We start from the raw sequence: 14,650 nt of genomic DNA, 5'->3' as shown, positions 1-14,650 counted from the left end.
GCACTGCGCTCGTTTAACCCCGCCGTTAAACAGCGCTTACAGGTAGTCAGCCACCACCAGTTCCAGCTTGCCCTTGAGCTCGTTGCTGGAGCTCTCGGAGAGCTCGCGCTCCAGCATCTGGGTCGCCAGCTTCTCAAGCGACGCCGGCACCACCAACAGGGTCGGCTTGATGCCGAGCTTGCGGCCACCGTCCGCCTGGAACTCCCGCATCCGGCTGAAGGCATCCCACAGGTTGTCGGGAGTCAGCGCCCGCTTGTTGGCGAACGCCAGCTGCCAGAAGCCAAAGCCGGCAGCATCGCGGCAATCCACCCCGTAGCGGAACTCCTTGCGGGTGAACACCGCCTCGTCATCGACCTTGGTCATGGCGATCAGCTGCGGCGACTTGCGATCCTGGAAGATCACGGGCTTGAGGGCGCGGCTGGTATCGAGCAGATACCAGGCCTCGCCGGTATAGGCGCCATCCACCACCAGGTTGGCCACCATCGTCGGGGAACCGGTGCCATCGGCCTTGGGGTAGACCGGGTGGTCTGTGTCGAAGAAATACTGGCCGTCGTAGCAGGGCGTGGTAAAGCCAGCCCCCAGCAGGCCGAAGCAGAGCTCGTCGGGATGCACCCCGGCCGAGCGCCCCATCTCGGCGAACAGCGGGGCATAGATACCCAGCTCGTCGTCCTCGATATCGTTGCGATCGACCCCCACGGTGGCTTCGAAGTCTTCGTTGACGATCTGGTAACCGTGCGCCTTCATCGACTCGATCACCCGATCCCCGATCCACTTGCGCAGGGACGGGAACTTGCCGAGCCAGCCATAGGTGTTGGACTTGGTGGTCGATTTGATCACGGTGGCGATCTTGGTGTACTGACTCGGCGCCTCACTCTTGGCGTCTTCAAAGTTCTTCTTGAAGCCGGTGAAGAGGGACTGCAGCAGCGCGGGTGTAATCATGGCCATGGTCTATTCCTTCTCTGGTTAAACGGAACTGCCTTCGCGTGAAACGGGGCTTGCTCAGGCCTTGGCCTTGGCAAAGTCCTCGTGGCTGATGCCGAGCTGGTCGGCGGCGTACTTGTCCTCGGCCGAGAGCACGGCCTCGCCCTTCTTCTCCGGCAGGGTGACGGCGGCGGTCTGGCTCGCCGTGAGCGCGGCGATGGCCGGACGCGGGTCCAGCAGGGCTTTGAGGGCGGCCACCCCCTTCTGGGCGGCGAAGGCGGTCAGGTACTCCTCTTCGGCCGCCACCACCTTGCCTGCGGTGCGGGCCTCCTTGATGAGGGTCGCGGCGTCGGTGGTGTCCACCTGGGCGGTCAGGGCCGCCACCTGGGCGACCAGGGCGTTATAGGTCGCCACCGGCACGTATTGCGCCAGGTCAACCTGGCCACCCGGCTGCGCCTTGAGCGCGGCCAGCGAGGCCTTTTCGGCCGAGAGCGCGGCCTCCAGCTCCGGTGCCTTCTTGGCACTGGCCTGCAGGCTGTCAAGCTCGGTGAGCGCCTTCTGCAGTTGCTCGTCGGTCGGGTCACCGGTCAGCTCGATGCCGAGCTTGGCCAGCAGCTTTTTCAGCAGTTCATTCATGGAGTTCTCCTTGGTGAGGGTGGCCGGCTGGCCGGGTTGGATCAGTTGTGCACTCAAGGCCGCCAGCGCCTGCATGCCCACCACCCCGGGATCGTTGGTGATGGCGGTCATGCGCAGCTCCAGGGGGCGGCCCTGGGCGTCATAGGGGAAGACGGCAGAGAGGAAGCGATACTCTTTGGCCGCGACCAGGGCGGCGGCCCGCTCGGTCCAGCGGGGCTTGATAAAGAGGCCCTGGCCCTCGCGCCACTCGATTTCGTCGCCGTTGTACCAACCGGCGGCCGGGGCCTCCTTGCCCGTCTTTTCGACATTGAGGGTCTGGTGGTCGTAGTCGATGAGGATGTCCTGGCCGAGCGCCTTGGCCCGGTTGATCAGGGTGGTGGCGATGGTCTTGTCCAGCTGCCAGTGGCCGCCAGGCACATCGAAGGGGCGGCCATCCCTGGCCTTGAACGGGCCGACCGGCAGCAGTTGATACCAACCGTCATCCTGCTGGGTAAGCTGCGCATCGAGCACGGCCAGCCCCAGGGTGGTGGGTCTGGCATTCAAGATGGCTACGGCAATCGCAGATGGGGGCATCACTCTCACTCCGGCTGGTCACAGCAAAAAATCACTGCGCCAGTGTCAGGGAGGGGAGCTTGAGGTGGGGTTTATGGTGGGTTACTGCAACAGCAGGGGGTGCCGGCACTGTTTAAGGGTGTTTAAACACCGTTTTGCTGTGCGAAGAGCGGTCGGGCCATGCCATCGCACCGGCCCTGCCTCCGCAAACGCATTCTGGGGCGTCTGAGCGAGTTATGACTCTTCCCCCTCCAGATAGGCCCCCACCAAGTCGAGCACCTGTTGCTGATCGGCGGACGATGCCCCCAACCAGGCCCGCTCCGGTACCCCCATCCCAAACTGGTGGTATTCGCCATATTCCTCCGGGGTGCCGAAGTAGAGCGCCAGCGGATCGACCTGGTAGTTGAGCATGTCCCGCAGGTAGTCATGCTCGCGCAGGATCAAGTCGTGCCCTTTACGCTCGATGGTCTCCTCTGACAGGGGCAGCCAAGGGGTACCATCGGGGGCCTGCTCGTCCTGCCAGCGCTCACGATGGCTGGTCAGCAACATTTCTCCGATATCGGCCAGCACCGGACGCAGATCACCGCTCTTCTCGTAATACCGCTGCAGCTGTTCGAGCACCGGCTCATAGCCTGATGGGGTGATGGTGAGGAATGCCCCTGCCATGTTGCCTCCTTTATCCTGTTACCGTCATACTGAACCCGATCCGAGACGGGTGCGGACCGCCGCCATACCCGAGCAGGAGAGCCCGCCCGGCGGTCAGGGAGTGAGGGCCTTATCCTCGATGTGGATCAACTGCCCCACCCGCTGCCTGCCCACATACTTCAAGTCTGACGTCCCAATCAGCGTCCATGCGGTGAGCACACCGCGCACCGCATTGAACGCCACCAACACGGCATGACCCTTTCTGACCTGGTAGAGCGTGATAAAGCGGGTACGCAGCACCACCTTGCCCGTCCCGGTATGCTGCTCGAAGCTCTGCCAGATCTCCTGCGGGTTCATCAGCGCGTCCCTCAACAAAGGCAGATAGGCCGTGCGCTCTGGTGCAATATGCTGGCCCAGCACTGCGGCATCCACCAACACCGTCCCTACCGGCGTGGTGATCAGCGCCTCATTGCCCCCCAGCGCGGAGCGTACCGCCGCTATCACCCCCGCCTGGTCAACCGGTTGTTGCAGTGGCTGGGGGAGCCCCCTGGGCACCAGCCGTTCCGGGCGTCCGGCACTCTTCCAGTTCCCCGGGGTCAGGCTCTGCCAGGCATTGCCCTGCTCACCTTGCCACTGGGCGAACTCCTCCGCGGCCAAGCGCCGGCCAAACTTGGCCTCCCCCACCGAGTAGTCAAAGCCGGGGTCGATCCCCTTGGGTACCTGCGACACTTCGCCGGTCTTCTTGTTCAGGTACTCATAGTGACCATCGTCAGGCGCCTCGCCCACCTCGATCCCGTTCAGCTTGGCCCTGACCTTGGAATAACCCTCGACCCGGCACTTGCAGCCCCAGCCGTTCTGGGGGAAGTGGGTCTGCCACCAGGGGTCGTCCCTGGAAAGCGTGACCCCGTTCCAGGACAGGTGCTCCGGGCGGGGGCTGCGGCTGTCACCGTGGCGATAGACCCAGACCGGGAACTGCTGCAACTGCTGCCAGCGCCCGGCGTTATAGGCCTGGCGCATGTTGGTGTCGTAGATCACCTTGGCTCGCCAGGCCAGGCCGGCCTCACTGCCCTCACCGGTGAAACCGGTCCAGCCGTGTTTGGCCACGATAGACTTGAAGTCGTCGCGAAAATCCCGAAGGCTCATCCCCTCGGCGATGGCCTTGTCCACGCTCTTGCGCAAGTCACAGAGCAGGTCGTCCTTCATGGCGCCGGCCACCGTGAAAGCCGTGGCATGTTGCCCACGCCAGAGCGCATCCCAGTACTCCCCTTTGACATTGAATTTGTCCCGGAAAAAGTCGATCGCCTGCTGGAAATACTGGCTGCCAGAGCGGGCATCCATCGGCCCCTCTGGCCCCTTCATGAAGGGGCCCAAGCTCTGCCGGCTACGCTTGGTGCTCTTTGCCATCACGCCTCCCCGGGCAGACCCACATCTGCCATGCCGGCCAGTTCGGCGGCCACCATCGCACGTTGCATCAACATGGCCAGCTCATCGGTTGGCAACTTGCGATAACGCTCCAGCAACCGGTCCCGAAACTCCTCCAGGGAGTCCACCTCCCCCAGTAGTTGCTCTATCTCATCCGCCCAGCCTGCCAGTACATCTTCACCTGCGGCACTGAGCCGTGCAGTCAAACGGTCGGCCTTGTCCAGCGGCTGACGCTCCGCCGCCAGCGTGGCCACGCCCACTCTTTGGGCGGGGATCCCAGCCTTGAGTACCACCTCCCCGGCCCCTGCCTGCTGATCGACGATGGCCAGCACCTCTTCCCCTTCCTTGGGCACCGGGATCTGCAGCTTGTCGCGCACCCACTGCGCCGGGATCTGCATGCCGATTCCCACCAGAGTACGCAGTGGGCCAGCCAGGTTCTGCATGTCCTCCGGTTCGGTCACGTCAAACTCCAGGCGCGGGCAGCGGCGCGGCCCCTGGAAGCTCTTGCCGTTCAGGGCAAACAGCGGATAGACCAGATCCCGGGTCAGGGTCGCGGCGAGCTGGCGAAGGTCTGCATCCCGCACCTCCTGGCGCACCTCGTTGTGGACGTTGCCGAGCGCATGGGTCGAGCTCTTGCCGTCTGCCTGACTGGTCAAGGTGCCCCCCAGGATGGCCTTGCTCATGGAGCGTTCGCACCAGTCCATCATCACCACGAAGGGATCGGCCTGACCGCTCGCCGCATTCTGGAACTCGATCTCCATCCCCCGGGGGATGATGCCGCCGGCGTTATGGCCGATGGAGAGTACCGCCTGCAGCAAGGTGGATTTCTCCTTCTCGGTCGCCCCTTCCGGGTATTTGCCCAGACGCACCGGCAGGCCGTAGATCTCCAGGAACTCGGCCAGATCCCGCACGCTGTAGTTCTTGAACAGGAAGGGCCAGACCAGGGTGCGGATAAGGCCGGTGCGGGCCAGATACCCCGACTTCGACTTGGCCTTGTGCATGACCCAGCCGAACGGGTTGAGGGCCGCCCCCTCCCGGCTTCCGTCCCGCAATCGCAACTGGTTCCAGTCATCCGGGTGGGTCTGGAACCAGGCCGGATCGCGCCAGACGATGCCGGTGGGGAGCTGCAGCCCCTCCACCATCTCCCAGCCGCTGAACTCCTGGGCACTGAATCCCTTGAGCACCGCATCGGTGGCATCAAAGATAGCGTCGTCCAACCAGGTGAAGTCCTCCAGCAGCTCGCGGATCATCTCGCAGTCGCGCTGCTCGGCGGGGGTGGCATTGCGAGGCGGCTCTATGGTCCAGCTTACCCCGAGCAGGGAGCGGCGCCGCTTGCCGAGCTCGCTCTGCAGGTGGGCGTCTTTCTCCTCCATGTCTTCGGCCAGCTCGCACTGGGCGATGAGGCTCCCCTCCTCCGCCTCTTTGAGCGCAGCGGCCGCCTTGCCCGGGGTGAGCCCCACCGTGGGGTGTTCGCTGTAGTGACGGCGCAGCTGGGCCAGCTTGGCGTCGTTCTCGGTCTGCGGCGCCGATTGCAGGCGCAGCGAGTTGCCATGAATGTCGATGATCCCGGCCATTACCAACCCCCTCTCTCATATCGGTGATAGTCGTCGTTGCGCTCTGAATCATGTTTACCAGGTAAGGGGGTGAACTCGATGGCGCCCCCCTCCATCCAGCTGGCCCGCACGGCCATGGCCAAGGCCACGGCAAAGTCGCCGTGGCGCTGCTGGCCGCCCTGGCCGGTGTTCTTGCCCTTGTCGATCTTGGGAATGCCGTTGATGACCTGGATTTTGCCGAGGTCGTCCTGCACGTCTGCATGGCGCGGGATCACCAGGTTGTCGTCCTCGAACTCAGCCTTGAGCTTGGGCATCCACTCCCGGTACCAGGGGTCATTGAGCATCACGCACTCGATCATGCTGGCGCCCCAGCGCAGCCGAGCAGCTTCTGCCAGATAACCGCCGTTACCGGTGGCATCGAAGGCGGCCGCCGTGAAGCGGTGTAGCCCCTGCAGCAGGTAGAACAGAATTTGGCGCTGGGTCTCATAGGGAGCGTTGACCAGCTCCACCACGAAGGGCACGGTCTTGCGCAGGCTGGTCGCGATGGATAGCGGAACAAACACCGAGAGATCCCCCTTGCGGGCGAAGTCCTCCCCCAGTACATGACGGCAATTGCGATCGAGCGCTTCCAGACAGGGCTTGAGGTTCTCCTCACACCAGATCTCCGCCACCGCCTTGCGGGTCTCCTCGCTTTGCAGCTCGAAGTCCTTGGGGGCTGTGAAGCGCAGGATGGGGATCTCCGGCTGCATGGCTCGCTCGATCAGGGTTCGCTTGATATAAACGCCGCTGCTCTGCTTGGGCACGCAGAAATACTCCTCCAGCGCATCCTCTTCGGTGGCGGTGTCTTTGAGGAGGCCCGCCTTCCAGGCATCTTCTGCCTCTTGGGACCAGGACATACCTTTGACCTGGCAAATGCGGCGATAGAGCCCTTGGCGGCAGGCGTCATCGAGTGTGATGGTGTGGATGGAGTAGCGTTTCTTGCCCGCTCGGCTGTCGTTGATGAGCTGGTTGAACAGGTTATCGACGCCGTTGTGAGTGCTGATAAGGCGTACCTTGGCCCCCCACATGGTCAGCGCCAGCGCCGCTTTCAGCACCTCGGCCAGTCTGTCGTGGAAGGCGGCCTCATCGATGGTCACATTGCCCTGCATCCCCCGCAGGTTGGAGGGGTTGCTGGAGAGCGCCTGCACCTTGAAGCCCGAGGCGAAATAGACCACGAAGGTGAGGATCGCCTTGTCCTCGTCGTCGGTGAACACCTCCTCCTGGATCTCACCGGCTGCCTTGTTGTACGCCTTGGCCCACATCGCCACCGCATCGATAAACTCCCGGGCCATCTCCTTGTTGCTGCCCACATAAAAGTGGTGGCAACCGCCAGCTGGCTTGGATTTGGAAGCGGTGAGCGTGGCGTCGGCCGCCTCCGCCCAGGTGATCCCGGTACGACGGCTCTTCTCGGCGATCTTGAGCGGGCTCTCGTCAGCTATCCAAATCTTCTGGTACGGCAGCAGCACCTCGTCGGGGCTGTATTCAGTACCGAGGGTCTGGGCCAACTGCTGGGCGATAGAGGTCTGTACGATCGTGGTCATCAGGCAATCCCCAGGATTTCGCGCCGTATCTCGGCGGCGGCTTCACCGCTCAAGCCCGCCTGGGTGACGATGGCCTCCGTCTTGGCGGCCACCTCCTCGGCAAAGGCCTGGCGGATCTCTTTCTCCCGGCGATGCGATTGCATGGCGGTGGATTCGAGGCGCTGGGCCGCCAACATGGCGTTTTTCAGCATGTCGATATCCACCGCCTCCTCCGGGTTCTGCACCTGGGCCAGCATCGCCTTGAACAACTGGGAGCGGCCGAGTTCCAGGATGAGCTTGGTGGTCTCCCCCATCGGCTTGTCACCGAGCTGGGAGGTCAGTGCCGCCGTGGTCTCCCGCAAATCCCGCAGGTGCTGGCCAACCAGCTCCACCTGGCTCGCGTGGCGGCTGAGCCCTGAGCGGGAGAGCTTGAGATCATCGGGTAACCCTGCGCCCTCGATAAGACCATTGATCTCGTCCAGGATGGCGGCCTGGCTGTTCGCCTTGTCGCGCAACATCTCGTTGAGGGCGTTGCGGATAGCTTCGGGCAGCAGCCACACCTTGCTGGCCCTGCCCCGGGTCGGTTTCTCGGCCATGGTCATCCTCCCTCAATCCTCCGCCCTGGGCTTCTTGACGCCAGGCACGCTGGATCGCCCCTCGGCCACGTCCTGACCCCGGCCGGTCAGGTGAGCCACCTGCACCTGGGCAAGGCGTTCGATGCGCACCAGCCCCTGCTCATCCAGCCAGGCCAGCAGGGTCTTGACCCGATCCCGGGACACCCGGCCGGTACCCAGCTGGTCTAGGCAGTCATTGAGGATCGACTCGTTGGCGGCCCCGCCGATATCGAGCAAGGATCGCAAGATCACCAGGCGTTGCTGGGCGTCCAATATTCCTTGAATGCTCATGGTCTCTCCTTGAGTTCATTTTCCAGCAGCAGGTCTGCCAGGCGGCGAGCCTGGCGCAGCTCCGGCGCCAGTGCCCGCAGCTCGCCACGCAATTCGCTTATCTCCAGTTGCAGGGTGTGCAACTCCTTCTCGGTCGGCAGATCCGAAAGTTGCTGCTCGACCCTGGCCACCCTGGCGGCCAGGCCGGTGACATCCTCTCGCTTGGCATAGGTCTTGGAGAGCAGGATGATGACAATCAACCCCACCAGACTGGCCAGGGCGTACAGGGGCCCCCAGTTCTTAACGATGAAATCCCACACGGATTGCCTCCTTGCGCTCGAATAGGGTCTGGCACTCGATGCAGCGCGGCGCATCGGGTTCGGCATGCAGCCGCGCAATTGGGATGGGCTCATCACAATCGCAACAGATGCCATCGCCACGGGGTTTGGGCCTTGCCCGGTGGGCGTCAATAAGTCGCCCAGTCCGCTCGGCGTCGAGCTGCTGGGCGCGGTCTATGGGGTCGCTCAAGGGTGTCTCCTGCCCTACTTGATGGCTTATTTGATGACGTGGGTCGCCTTGAGGCGCCCCCAGATGGCCAGCAGGCCGCCGATGGCACTGGCCAGATCCACGGCGGTGGAGACCAGGCTGGCTTGGGTTCCGGTATCGATCGGCACGCCGAACAGGCCGGCGATACCGGCCCCCACGGCGATGACGCCCCCGATGACGGCGCGGCTCCTGAGCGCAGGCTTTGCTTGGGGTAACAGGGAATCAGGCATGATGGGCTTCCTTAGGTTGGGTTGGGGTAAGACGGGCACGGGCCCGCAGGCGATCAAACTCCCCTACCGACCGCCAGCCCTGCTCGTACAGGGATTGGCGAGTGGCGTGATGGCTGTAGAGCGGGATGGCCTCCAGATCCGCACCGGCCAGGGCGGCCTTGAGATGGGCGCGGCGCCCATCCTTGAAGCAGGCGAGGTAACGGGGGTTCTTGAGTTCGGGGATGCCGAAATAGCCAGCGGCCTGGATCCCCTGCAACGCCTGGCGGCGCTTGTTGATGAGGCTAGGTTTGCTCATGCCGCCCCCTCCCCGAACCGGGTCAAGAGCAGGTAGCTCTGCAGGCGCAGCAGGCGGTTGCTCCAGCCGTGGGCATTGGCCCACTGGCTCGGGTCTTTGCGCACGATGCCGAGCATGAAGCCGGCGCGGATCTCAAGCAGCGTGAGCAGCAGGGCCCGACCACCGTCCCGCCCCGTCTTGGCGGCCAGCACCCGCAAGGTTTGCGGGCCCAGCATCCCATCGACCATGACACCGAGCGCCTGCTGCAACTGGCGTATTGAGCGGGGTGGGCCGTGATGCACGGCGCCGTCGAACAGGGCGATGGCAATCAGCGGGCAGACGCTATCAACCCGGTCGCAACGGGCCGGCAGCCAGTAGTTCGCTCGGTAAAACAACTGGGCGTGGGCAGGGGTCGCATCGCCGACGGCAATGTCCGGCCTGCCATCGCGATCGAGATCGAGCATGCCGTCTTTCTTGCCGTCGGCGGCATCGGCCATGCCGAACTTGGTGTGGCCGCCACGGTCGGCCGGGTGGTTGACCTCGCCCCCTTCCACATCGGGACGGAGCAACCAGGCAAGCGCTATGGGATAGGTATCAGGCAACATAAAAGGCCCCTCGATTAACTGCGTTATCGCAGCGTACCGAGGGGCCTTAATGGGGCGGGTTTATGGTGGGTTACATGAATGCAGCTATCTCAAAACTACCCTTTCGATCTGTGATGTTCTGACGTTGTACCAACATTGATAGTACATTTCTTTCCAGGCACCGAATCCATTTTGGGCCTTCAAAGCCGAACCGTAATACACAACAACATTAGGAGGAATCCCCCACATGTAATCAAATTCAAAAAGCGGTTTGCCAAATAGGCTGTCCGTCCATTCAAAATCGTACCGAGCCCTGCTTTCAATACTATGTTTGCAAGGAATCAGAGCATCAGACCTGGCTTTGTCAGCAAAGCACTTCACATCCTCACTATCGCAGCCGTTCGCTAATGCCGAGGTGTTAGCAGTAGTATCCATATCCGGCTCAGGTTCTGCGGCTCTAGCTGCGAACTGGTCTTTCATTGCTTGGATGGCCTTATCCGTATCAGCCCTGTTATCCGCCTGGCCCTTATCACACGGCCAATAATCTACCCACTCCCCATCGCATTTATATTTTACCGACCCAAAGGAAAGCCCCGACCACATGATCGAAGCAAGCAATAGCATGTACCTTGCCACACACACCTCCATGTTTCGTGCGCTGAAATATTAAGCTATGACATCGGAGCCAAAAGAAAAACCCCGCCTGAGCGGGGTTTGTTCGTAACGTGAGGGCCATCGCTATTGATATCCGAACAAGTCAGGCTGATGGCGGCGCCGTGTCAGCTCCCGCTGTTCTGCCACCACCGCATAGGTCTGAGGCACAGAAAGCCCATGTTTGCGAGCCAGTTGGTCGATGTTGCGGCCATTGAACTCATCCCAAATGGCTCGGTCCCGCAGCGCCGCCTTGAGATGTTCGCCGGTGGGGATGTAATAAGCGCGGCCCCCCATATAGTGGGCCTGCACCAATGCCAGCTTACGGGCCTGGGTCAAGGCCTTATCTGCCGCCATCCCGCCGCGCCCCAGCTCACAGGCAAGCACATCGACCAGCTCGGCCAGCGCCTTGGGCCACTTGGCGGTCAGCTCGGCCGCCGGGATCTGGTCAAGCCGGTCCACCAGCTGACCCAGAGATTCATGGTCATCAGCAAATAGGTCCAGGTTCTCCTGGTTGCTATCCATGTTGTACCTCCGCTTGCATCTGCTCGAAGGCCGCCAGCACGGCTTGATAGCCCGCCACCCGCGCCCCGCTCCTACTGAGGGGAACGGGACGCTTGGCTGCCTGCAGCGCCTCAACCATCCCCCGCTTGTGCCAATTCTTGAGGGACTCCAGCACCGGGTAAGCCAACTCTTCGCTGAGCCAGGCCACCTCGGCCACCCCTATCCCGTTATTCAGTCGTACTGTCTGGCGCTCAACGTAATGATTGAGCGCGCTCTCGCTGCCATCGCGCAGCAAGCCATGTTTGGCCATGTTGATCCAGATGGCCCGTATCACCCCTATCTCAGCCGTCCGAACTGGGGTACCGCTGACCGGGCTTAAACGCTTCTGCTTGCCTCCTTTTACGCCACGTTTAACAGTCGGTTTAAACCCTGCTCCCTTCATGGCCAGCAACACTTTGTCCAATTCCTGGATCGTCAGTTCTGCCGCAGAGCGCTTACCGCTCTGCTGCGTCAGCAGTTCGCGGTAGGTCTCTTCATCCAGCCCCAGGGAGCGGCGGCCCACCTGCACCAGCCGGATCAAACGAGTGCGTTCATTGCTTGCTGTCATGACTTCTCCCCACTTTTGCCACCCAGATTTGACCGGCAGGCACATCGTTTCCATTGCGCCACTCAGGGCAATGACTATCGAGCCACTGCTCCGCACTTTGCTGGTTCAAGGGGCCAAACTTCATCACATAGGCCAGCAGGGCCTGCCAATTAGACGCCGCCATGACTGACCTCTGCTGCTCTGGCTTGCTGCAGCTCTGCCACGAGCTGCCAGCGCATCTGGCTGGCCTCTCCTGCCAGGGCAAACAGCCCTTGAGCACGAGCCTCTCTATCAAACTGCTTGAGCTGTCTGCACACAGCCCGTTTATCAGGGGTCGCCTGTGCAATGGCGGCCGCGCTGAATATCTTGGTAAGCCGAATATCCATCTCTGTTTTGGTCATCGCCGTGCTCCTTGTTCGAGGCGGTGAAGACCTGGGCCCAGGTCGGCTGCTCATCAGTGCCTGGCCACCACGCCAGGCAGACGGGGGAAAGCCCCCCGTTTCGCTTACTTGACCAGGCGCTTTCGTGCCTTGCTCACAATGGTGGCCAGCATGGCCATCCTGGACTTCTGATTGATGGCCTGACCGTACTGATTGATGAAGTCAACGGCCAGTTGCGCATCGTCCAGAGCCTGCTGCGGATTGCTCATCAGCAGGCATTCCAGGGAGCTTTTCGCATCGGCCACGCTGGTGTTCAGAAGTGCTTTCACGTTATCCATCCGTCCTCCGGCTGCTCATCAGTACCCGACCACCACGCCGGGCAGACAGGGCGGCGCAACCGCCCTGTTTCGCACTGTCACTGCTCGAACTGCAGGGGCATCAGATCCTGGTACTCCTCTTCGCTCAACGGCGCCGGGCCCAGCCCCAGCACCCATAACAACGCGGCCTTGATACCATCCTCATAGGTGTCATCGGGATAGCAGGTGCCTTCGGTCTCGCTGATCTGTTCACAGAGCTGCAGTTGCTCTTCGGCCTGTTCTACGTTGATTTCCATCGCGCACGCCTCCCTTACAACTTCGCCAGATCCAGGCTCATCTGAACGTAACGCCCCTGGGCGTCGCGCTCATAGAGCCGCAGATATTGGCTGGTACCGGTCACCTGGATAGCGTCGGCGATCGCCTGCATGGCCTGCTCCCAGTCGGCGTCGTCGATGTTGAGCTGGCGCAGGGAGAGTACCTGGTTGACGTCGATATGACCGGCCTTGGAAACCCGAAAGGCGTGGTCCACCAGGGCGCGGATCTCGGGGCTGGCACCATCGCTCCAGCGGGCGATGCACTGGTCGATCAGCACCTTGGCCGCCTGGATCCGTTCATCAAATTTGCGGTGCTCCCCCACGGCCCGGATCAGCTTGTAGCGACCGTCGAAACTGAGCAGGGTCACATTGCCCTTGGTGCCACCCCAGGCCACCCCGTATCGCTCGGCCGAGAGGTCCACAAAATCGGCGATCTGCTGCATGGCGCCGATCTTGAAAGCAGCTAAGCGTGAGCGCTCCTCCTTGGCAGCCGCGATGATGCCCATCACCACCTCATCGCGCAGTTTGTCGGCCGGGGCGATCAGGTTCTCCGGTACCCAGTGCCCCTGGGCGTTCTGCCGCATCGGGGTCGTGTTGCTGGTCTGTGCTTCTTGCATAAGGCTCTCCTTGATAAATCCCGTTGGTTCTCTTACTGGCGCCAGTGCAGCAGGCAACCACCAAAGCGCACGATGGCGACATCCCGCACCACACCCGCGAGGCACTCCCGCCCCCACACAGCCCGCTTGGTCATTGCTTCGGGCAAGGGGCCAGTCACCGCCAGCAAGGGGGTATGGCATACCCGGCTGGTACTCACCTTGCACCCTTTCGCCGTCAGCCAGATCCGCAACTGCTCGGCGGTCTTCTGCAGATTTCTGTTCATCCCGTTCTCCTTGTGATGTCTCACTGGGCCCACCGCACACCCCGAGCCCGCTGGTTTACTGGCCGTGCTTCTCACCCTTGTCGAGCAGCCGGTTGTATTTGATGCCTAGGATCTTGAGCTCCTCGGCCAGCAGCTCAGCCAAGATGCGCAAGCTGCTGCTGGCGTTCTCGCCATCGCTTTTCGCTTGGCGGCGCAACCTGGAGAGTGTGGCCTCGGCGTCATAGCGGGCGCCCTTCTCCACGCCTTTGCCAACCTGTTCGACGGCCAGCCGCATCGGCCGACGCAGTTGCTGATCCTCACTGAGCTGGCTATGGGGGCAGCCGCTGTGACAGGCTTTCCAGAGCTTGATGTCCATCGGTCTGGTCCCGACCTCATCCGCTCTTCGGCGCTGAAACGCCAGGCACTGATGCACCGGGATCTCCCCCAAAATGGGACAGGTCACCTTGTGTCCCATCAGGTTGCCTTCCACCAGCTTCTGCACCCGGGCCAGATCTCCTGGGTACTTCTCGTTGCAGACCTGGCTTATCGTGGTGCGGGACAGACCGAGCTTCTCGGCCACCACGGACAACGAGCTGGCCCCAACCTCGGCTTGCAATACCTCAAGCCACGTGTCCATGTTTCTCCTCCTCAACCAGGAACGGATAGAGCCGCTGCTGATTCTGATCCCAGCAACCGTTTTGGCGGACAATGGGGGCAAAGCGACCTGTATCTCTCAGCAACTGGTACTTGGCGACCTCTCCACGATGTGGCATGGCTTTGGCCTGAACTTTTACGTAACCAGCCTTGGCCAACGCTTTTGCATAGACGCCTGCATGGTTACTGGTTGAATTCGAGGTCATCGCCAATTCCGTCAACGTGAACACCCGACTGATTTTCATGGTGTTCCACATCTTTTGTTGGCTGGTCTTGCGCCGGCTTTTCCGTTTCTTCCGAGAGATGCAAGTTCCTTGATTGGTGCCAAATTTGGGTGGTTCATTCACATCCGAAACTTGATACCGATTGCAGCCAAACACCTCTCTTTGGCGCAACGGCCCTTCTACAACGCAACTGAGATGACCGCTCGCTAACCAACGACGCATCAGGGCATATAAATTTGCTTGCTTAACGTCTGTCGCTGCGAGTAACTCACTCATATCGAACGAGTCCTGTTTACACATCCACAACCAAGCCTCTTCCGTCTTGGACTTATCGTTGATATCAACCACTGGTATC

General features: G+C 61.9%; 24 protein-coding genes and 2 other RNA genes. All 26 read right to left on the bottom strand.

Going from position 1 to position 14,650, the window contains the following annotated elements:
* Window positions 1-36 precede the first annotated feature (36 nt).
* Entirely contained in the window at window positions 37-945 is a 909-nt protein-coding gene (locus tag C2U37_RS15525; RefSeq protein ID WP_104452632.1) for a Mu-like prophage major head subunit gpT family protein, read from the bottom strand.
* Window positions 946-999: 54 nt separating this feature from the next.
* Entirely contained in the window at window positions 1,000-2,130 is a 1,131-nt protein-coding gene (locus tag C2U37_RS15520) for a phage protease (protein ID WP_104452631.1), read from the bottom strand.
* Between the two features lie 213 nt (window positions 2,131-2,343).
* Window positions 2,344-2,775: a phage virion morphogenesis protein gene (locus C2U37_RS15515; RefSeq protein ID WP_104452630.1), complete on the bottom strand. Its 432-nt coding sequence runs from the start codon at window positions 2,773-2,775 to the stop codon at window positions 2,344-2,346.
* A 93-nt stretch (window positions 2,776-2,868) separates the two neighbouring features.
* Entirely contained in the window at window positions 2,869-4,158 is a 1,290-nt protein-coding gene (locus C2U37_RS15510; protein ID WP_199770459.1) for a PBECR2 nuclease fold domain-containing protein, read from the bottom strand.
* The gene (locus tag C2U37_RS15505) at window positions 4,158-5,750 is read right to left on the bottom strand and encodes a DUF935 domain-containing protein (protein WP_104452629.1); all 1,593 of its coding nucleotides are present in this window, start codon (window positions 5,748-5,750) and stop codon (window positions 4,158-4,160) included. The genes C2U37_RS15510 and C2U37_RS15505 overlap by 1 nt, the downstream gene beginning before the upstream one ends.
* Window positions 5,750-7,309: a terminase family protein gene (locus C2U37_RS15500; RefSeq protein ID WP_104452628.1), complete on the bottom strand. Its 1,560-nt coding sequence runs from the start codon at window positions 7,307-7,309 to the stop codon at window positions 5,750-5,752. Before C2U37_RS15500 ends, C2U37_RS15505 begins: the two co-directional genes overlap by 1 nt.
* Window positions 7,309-7,884, bottom strand: a complete 576-nt coding sequence (locus C2U37_RS15495; RefSeq protein ID WP_104453254.1) for a DUF3486 family protein — start codon at window positions 7,882-7,884, stop codon at window positions 7,309-7,311. Before C2U37_RS15495 ends, C2U37_RS15500 begins: the two co-directional genes overlap by 1 nt.
* Before the next feature lie 12 nt (window positions 7,885-7,896).
* Complete coding sequence (locus C2U37_RS15490) at window positions 7,897-8,193, bottom strand: VpaChn25_0724 family phage protein (protein ID WP_104452627.1); 297 nt, start codon at window positions 8,191-8,193, stop codon at window positions 7,897-7,899.
* The gene (locus C2U37_RS15485) at window positions 8,190-8,492 is read right to left on the bottom strand and encodes a DUF2730 family protein (protein WP_081332095.1); all 303 of its coding nucleotides are present in this window, start codon (window positions 8,490-8,492) and stop codon (window positions 8,190-8,192) included. The genes C2U37_RS15490 and C2U37_RS15485 overlap by 4 nt, the downstream gene beginning before the upstream one ends.
* A complete protein-coding gene (locus tag C2U37_RS15480; protein WP_042074576.1) occupies window positions 8,473-8,700 on the bottom strand; it encodes a TraR/DksA C4-type zinc finger protein in 228 nt (75 codons plus the stop codon). Before C2U37_RS15480 ends, C2U37_RS15485 begins: the two co-directional genes overlap by 20 nt.
* Before the next feature lie 26 nt (window positions 8,701-8,726).
* Window positions 8,727-8,948, bottom strand: a complete 222-nt coding sequence (locus C2U37_RS15475) for a hypothetical protein (protein ID WP_104452626.1) — start codon at window positions 8,946-8,948, stop codon at window positions 8,727-8,729.
* Window positions 8,941-9,243, bottom strand: coding sequence for a hypothetical protein (locus C2U37_RS15470; RefSeq protein ID WP_104452625.1), 303 nt, complete (start codon window positions 9,241-9,243; stop codon window positions 8,941-8,943). Before C2U37_RS15470 ends, C2U37_RS15475 begins: the two co-directional genes overlap by 8 nt.
* Entirely contained in the window at window positions 9,240-9,827 is a 588-nt protein-coding gene (locus C2U37_RS15465) for a glycoside hydrolase family 108 protein (protein ID WP_104452624.1), read from the bottom strand. The genes C2U37_RS15470 and C2U37_RS15465 overlap by 4 nt, the downstream gene beginning before the upstream one ends.
* 84 nt (window positions 9,828-9,911) lie before the next feature.
* On the bottom strand, window positions 9,912-10,442 hold the full coding sequence (locus C2U37_RS15460; RefSeq protein ID WP_042074581.1) for a hypothetical protein: 531 nt from the start codon (window positions 10,440-10,442) through the stop codon (window positions 9,912-9,914).
* A 102-nt stretch (window positions 10,443-10,544) separates the two neighbouring features.
* On the bottom strand, window positions 10,545-10,982 hold the full coding sequence (locus C2U37_RS15455) for a Mor transcription activator family protein (protein ID WP_104452623.1): 438 nt from the start codon (window positions 10,980-10,982) through the stop codon (window positions 10,545-10,547).
* Window positions 10,975-11,568, bottom strand: a complete 594-nt coding sequence (locus C2U37_RS15450; RefSeq protein WP_104453253.1) for a gp16 family protein — start codon at window positions 11,566-11,568, stop codon at window positions 10,975-10,977. The genes C2U37_RS15455 and C2U37_RS15450 overlap by 8 nt, the downstream gene beginning before the upstream one ends.
* Window positions 11,552-11,731, bottom strand: coding sequence for a hypothetical protein (locus C2U37_RS24705; RefSeq protein WP_158656268.1), 180 nt, complete (start codon window positions 11,729-11,731; stop codon window positions 11,552-11,554). Before C2U37_RS24705 ends, C2U37_RS15450 begins: the two co-directional genes overlap by 17 nt.
* Window positions 11,718-11,948: a hypothetical protein gene (locus C2U37_RS15445; RefSeq protein ID WP_042074588.1), complete on the bottom strand. Its 231-nt coding sequence runs from the start codon at window positions 11,946-11,948 to the stop codon at window positions 11,718-11,720. The genes C2U37_RS24705 and C2U37_RS15445 overlap by 14 nt, the downstream gene beginning before the upstream one ends.
* A 40-nt stretch (window positions 11,949-11,988) precedes the next feature.
* Window positions 11,989-12,054: hammerhead ribozyme type II (locus C2U37_RS15440), an RNA gene on the bottom strand.
* Entirely contained in the window at window positions 12,053-12,265 is a 213-nt protein-coding gene (locus C2U37_RS15435; protein WP_104452622.1) for a hypothetical protein, read from the bottom strand. Before C2U37_RS15435 ends, C2U37_RS15440 begins: the two co-directional genes overlap by 2 nt.
* 5 nt (window positions 12,266-12,270) lie before the next feature.
* An RNA gene (locus C2U37_RS15430) (hammerhead ribozyme type II) lies at window positions 12,271-12,340 on the bottom strand.
* Between the two features lie 2 nt (window positions 12,341-12,342).
* A complete protein-coding gene (locus C2U37_RS15425; protein ID WP_043133138.1) occupies window positions 12,343-12,540 on the bottom strand; it encodes a hypothetical protein in 198 nt (65 codons plus the stop codon).
* Window positions 12,541-12,554: 14 nt separating this feature from the next.
* Window positions 12,555-13,175, bottom strand: a complete 621-nt coding sequence (locus C2U37_RS15420; protein WP_104452621.1) for a DUF3164 family protein — start codon at window positions 13,173-13,175, stop codon at window positions 12,555-12,557.
* 32 nt (window positions 13,176-13,207) lie between these two features.
* Window positions 13,208-13,438, bottom strand: a complete 231-nt coding sequence (locus C2U37_RS15415; RefSeq protein ID WP_010673991.1) for a hypothetical protein — start codon at window positions 13,436-13,438, stop codon at window positions 13,208-13,210.
* A 55-nt stretch (window positions 13,439-13,493) separates the two neighbouring features.
* Window positions 13,494-14,054 carry a transcriptional regulator gene (locus C2U37_RS15410; RefSeq protein ID WP_104452620.1) on the bottom strand — a complete coding sequence of 187 codons (561 nt, stop codon included), beginning with the start codon at window positions 14,052-14,054 and terminating at the stop codon, window positions 13,494-13,496.
* Window positions 14,038-14,643, bottom strand: coding sequence for a hypothetical protein (locus tag C2U37_RS15405; protein ID WP_043133130.1), 606 nt, complete (start codon window positions 14,641-14,643; stop codon window positions 14,038-14,040). Before C2U37_RS15405 ends, C2U37_RS15410 begins: the two co-directional genes overlap by 17 nt.
* Window positions 14,644-14,650: the final 7 nt, after the last annotated feature.

Source organism: Aeromonas sp. ASNIH1 (assembly GCF_002934285.1).
Taxonomy (GTDB): Bacteria; Pseudomonadota; Gammaproteobacteria; order Enterobacterales; family Aeromonadaceae; genus Aeromonas; species Aeromonas caviae.
The sequence above is the reverse complement of the archived record's forward strand: the minus strand, read 5'-3'. Positions and strand labels throughout refer to the sequence as shown.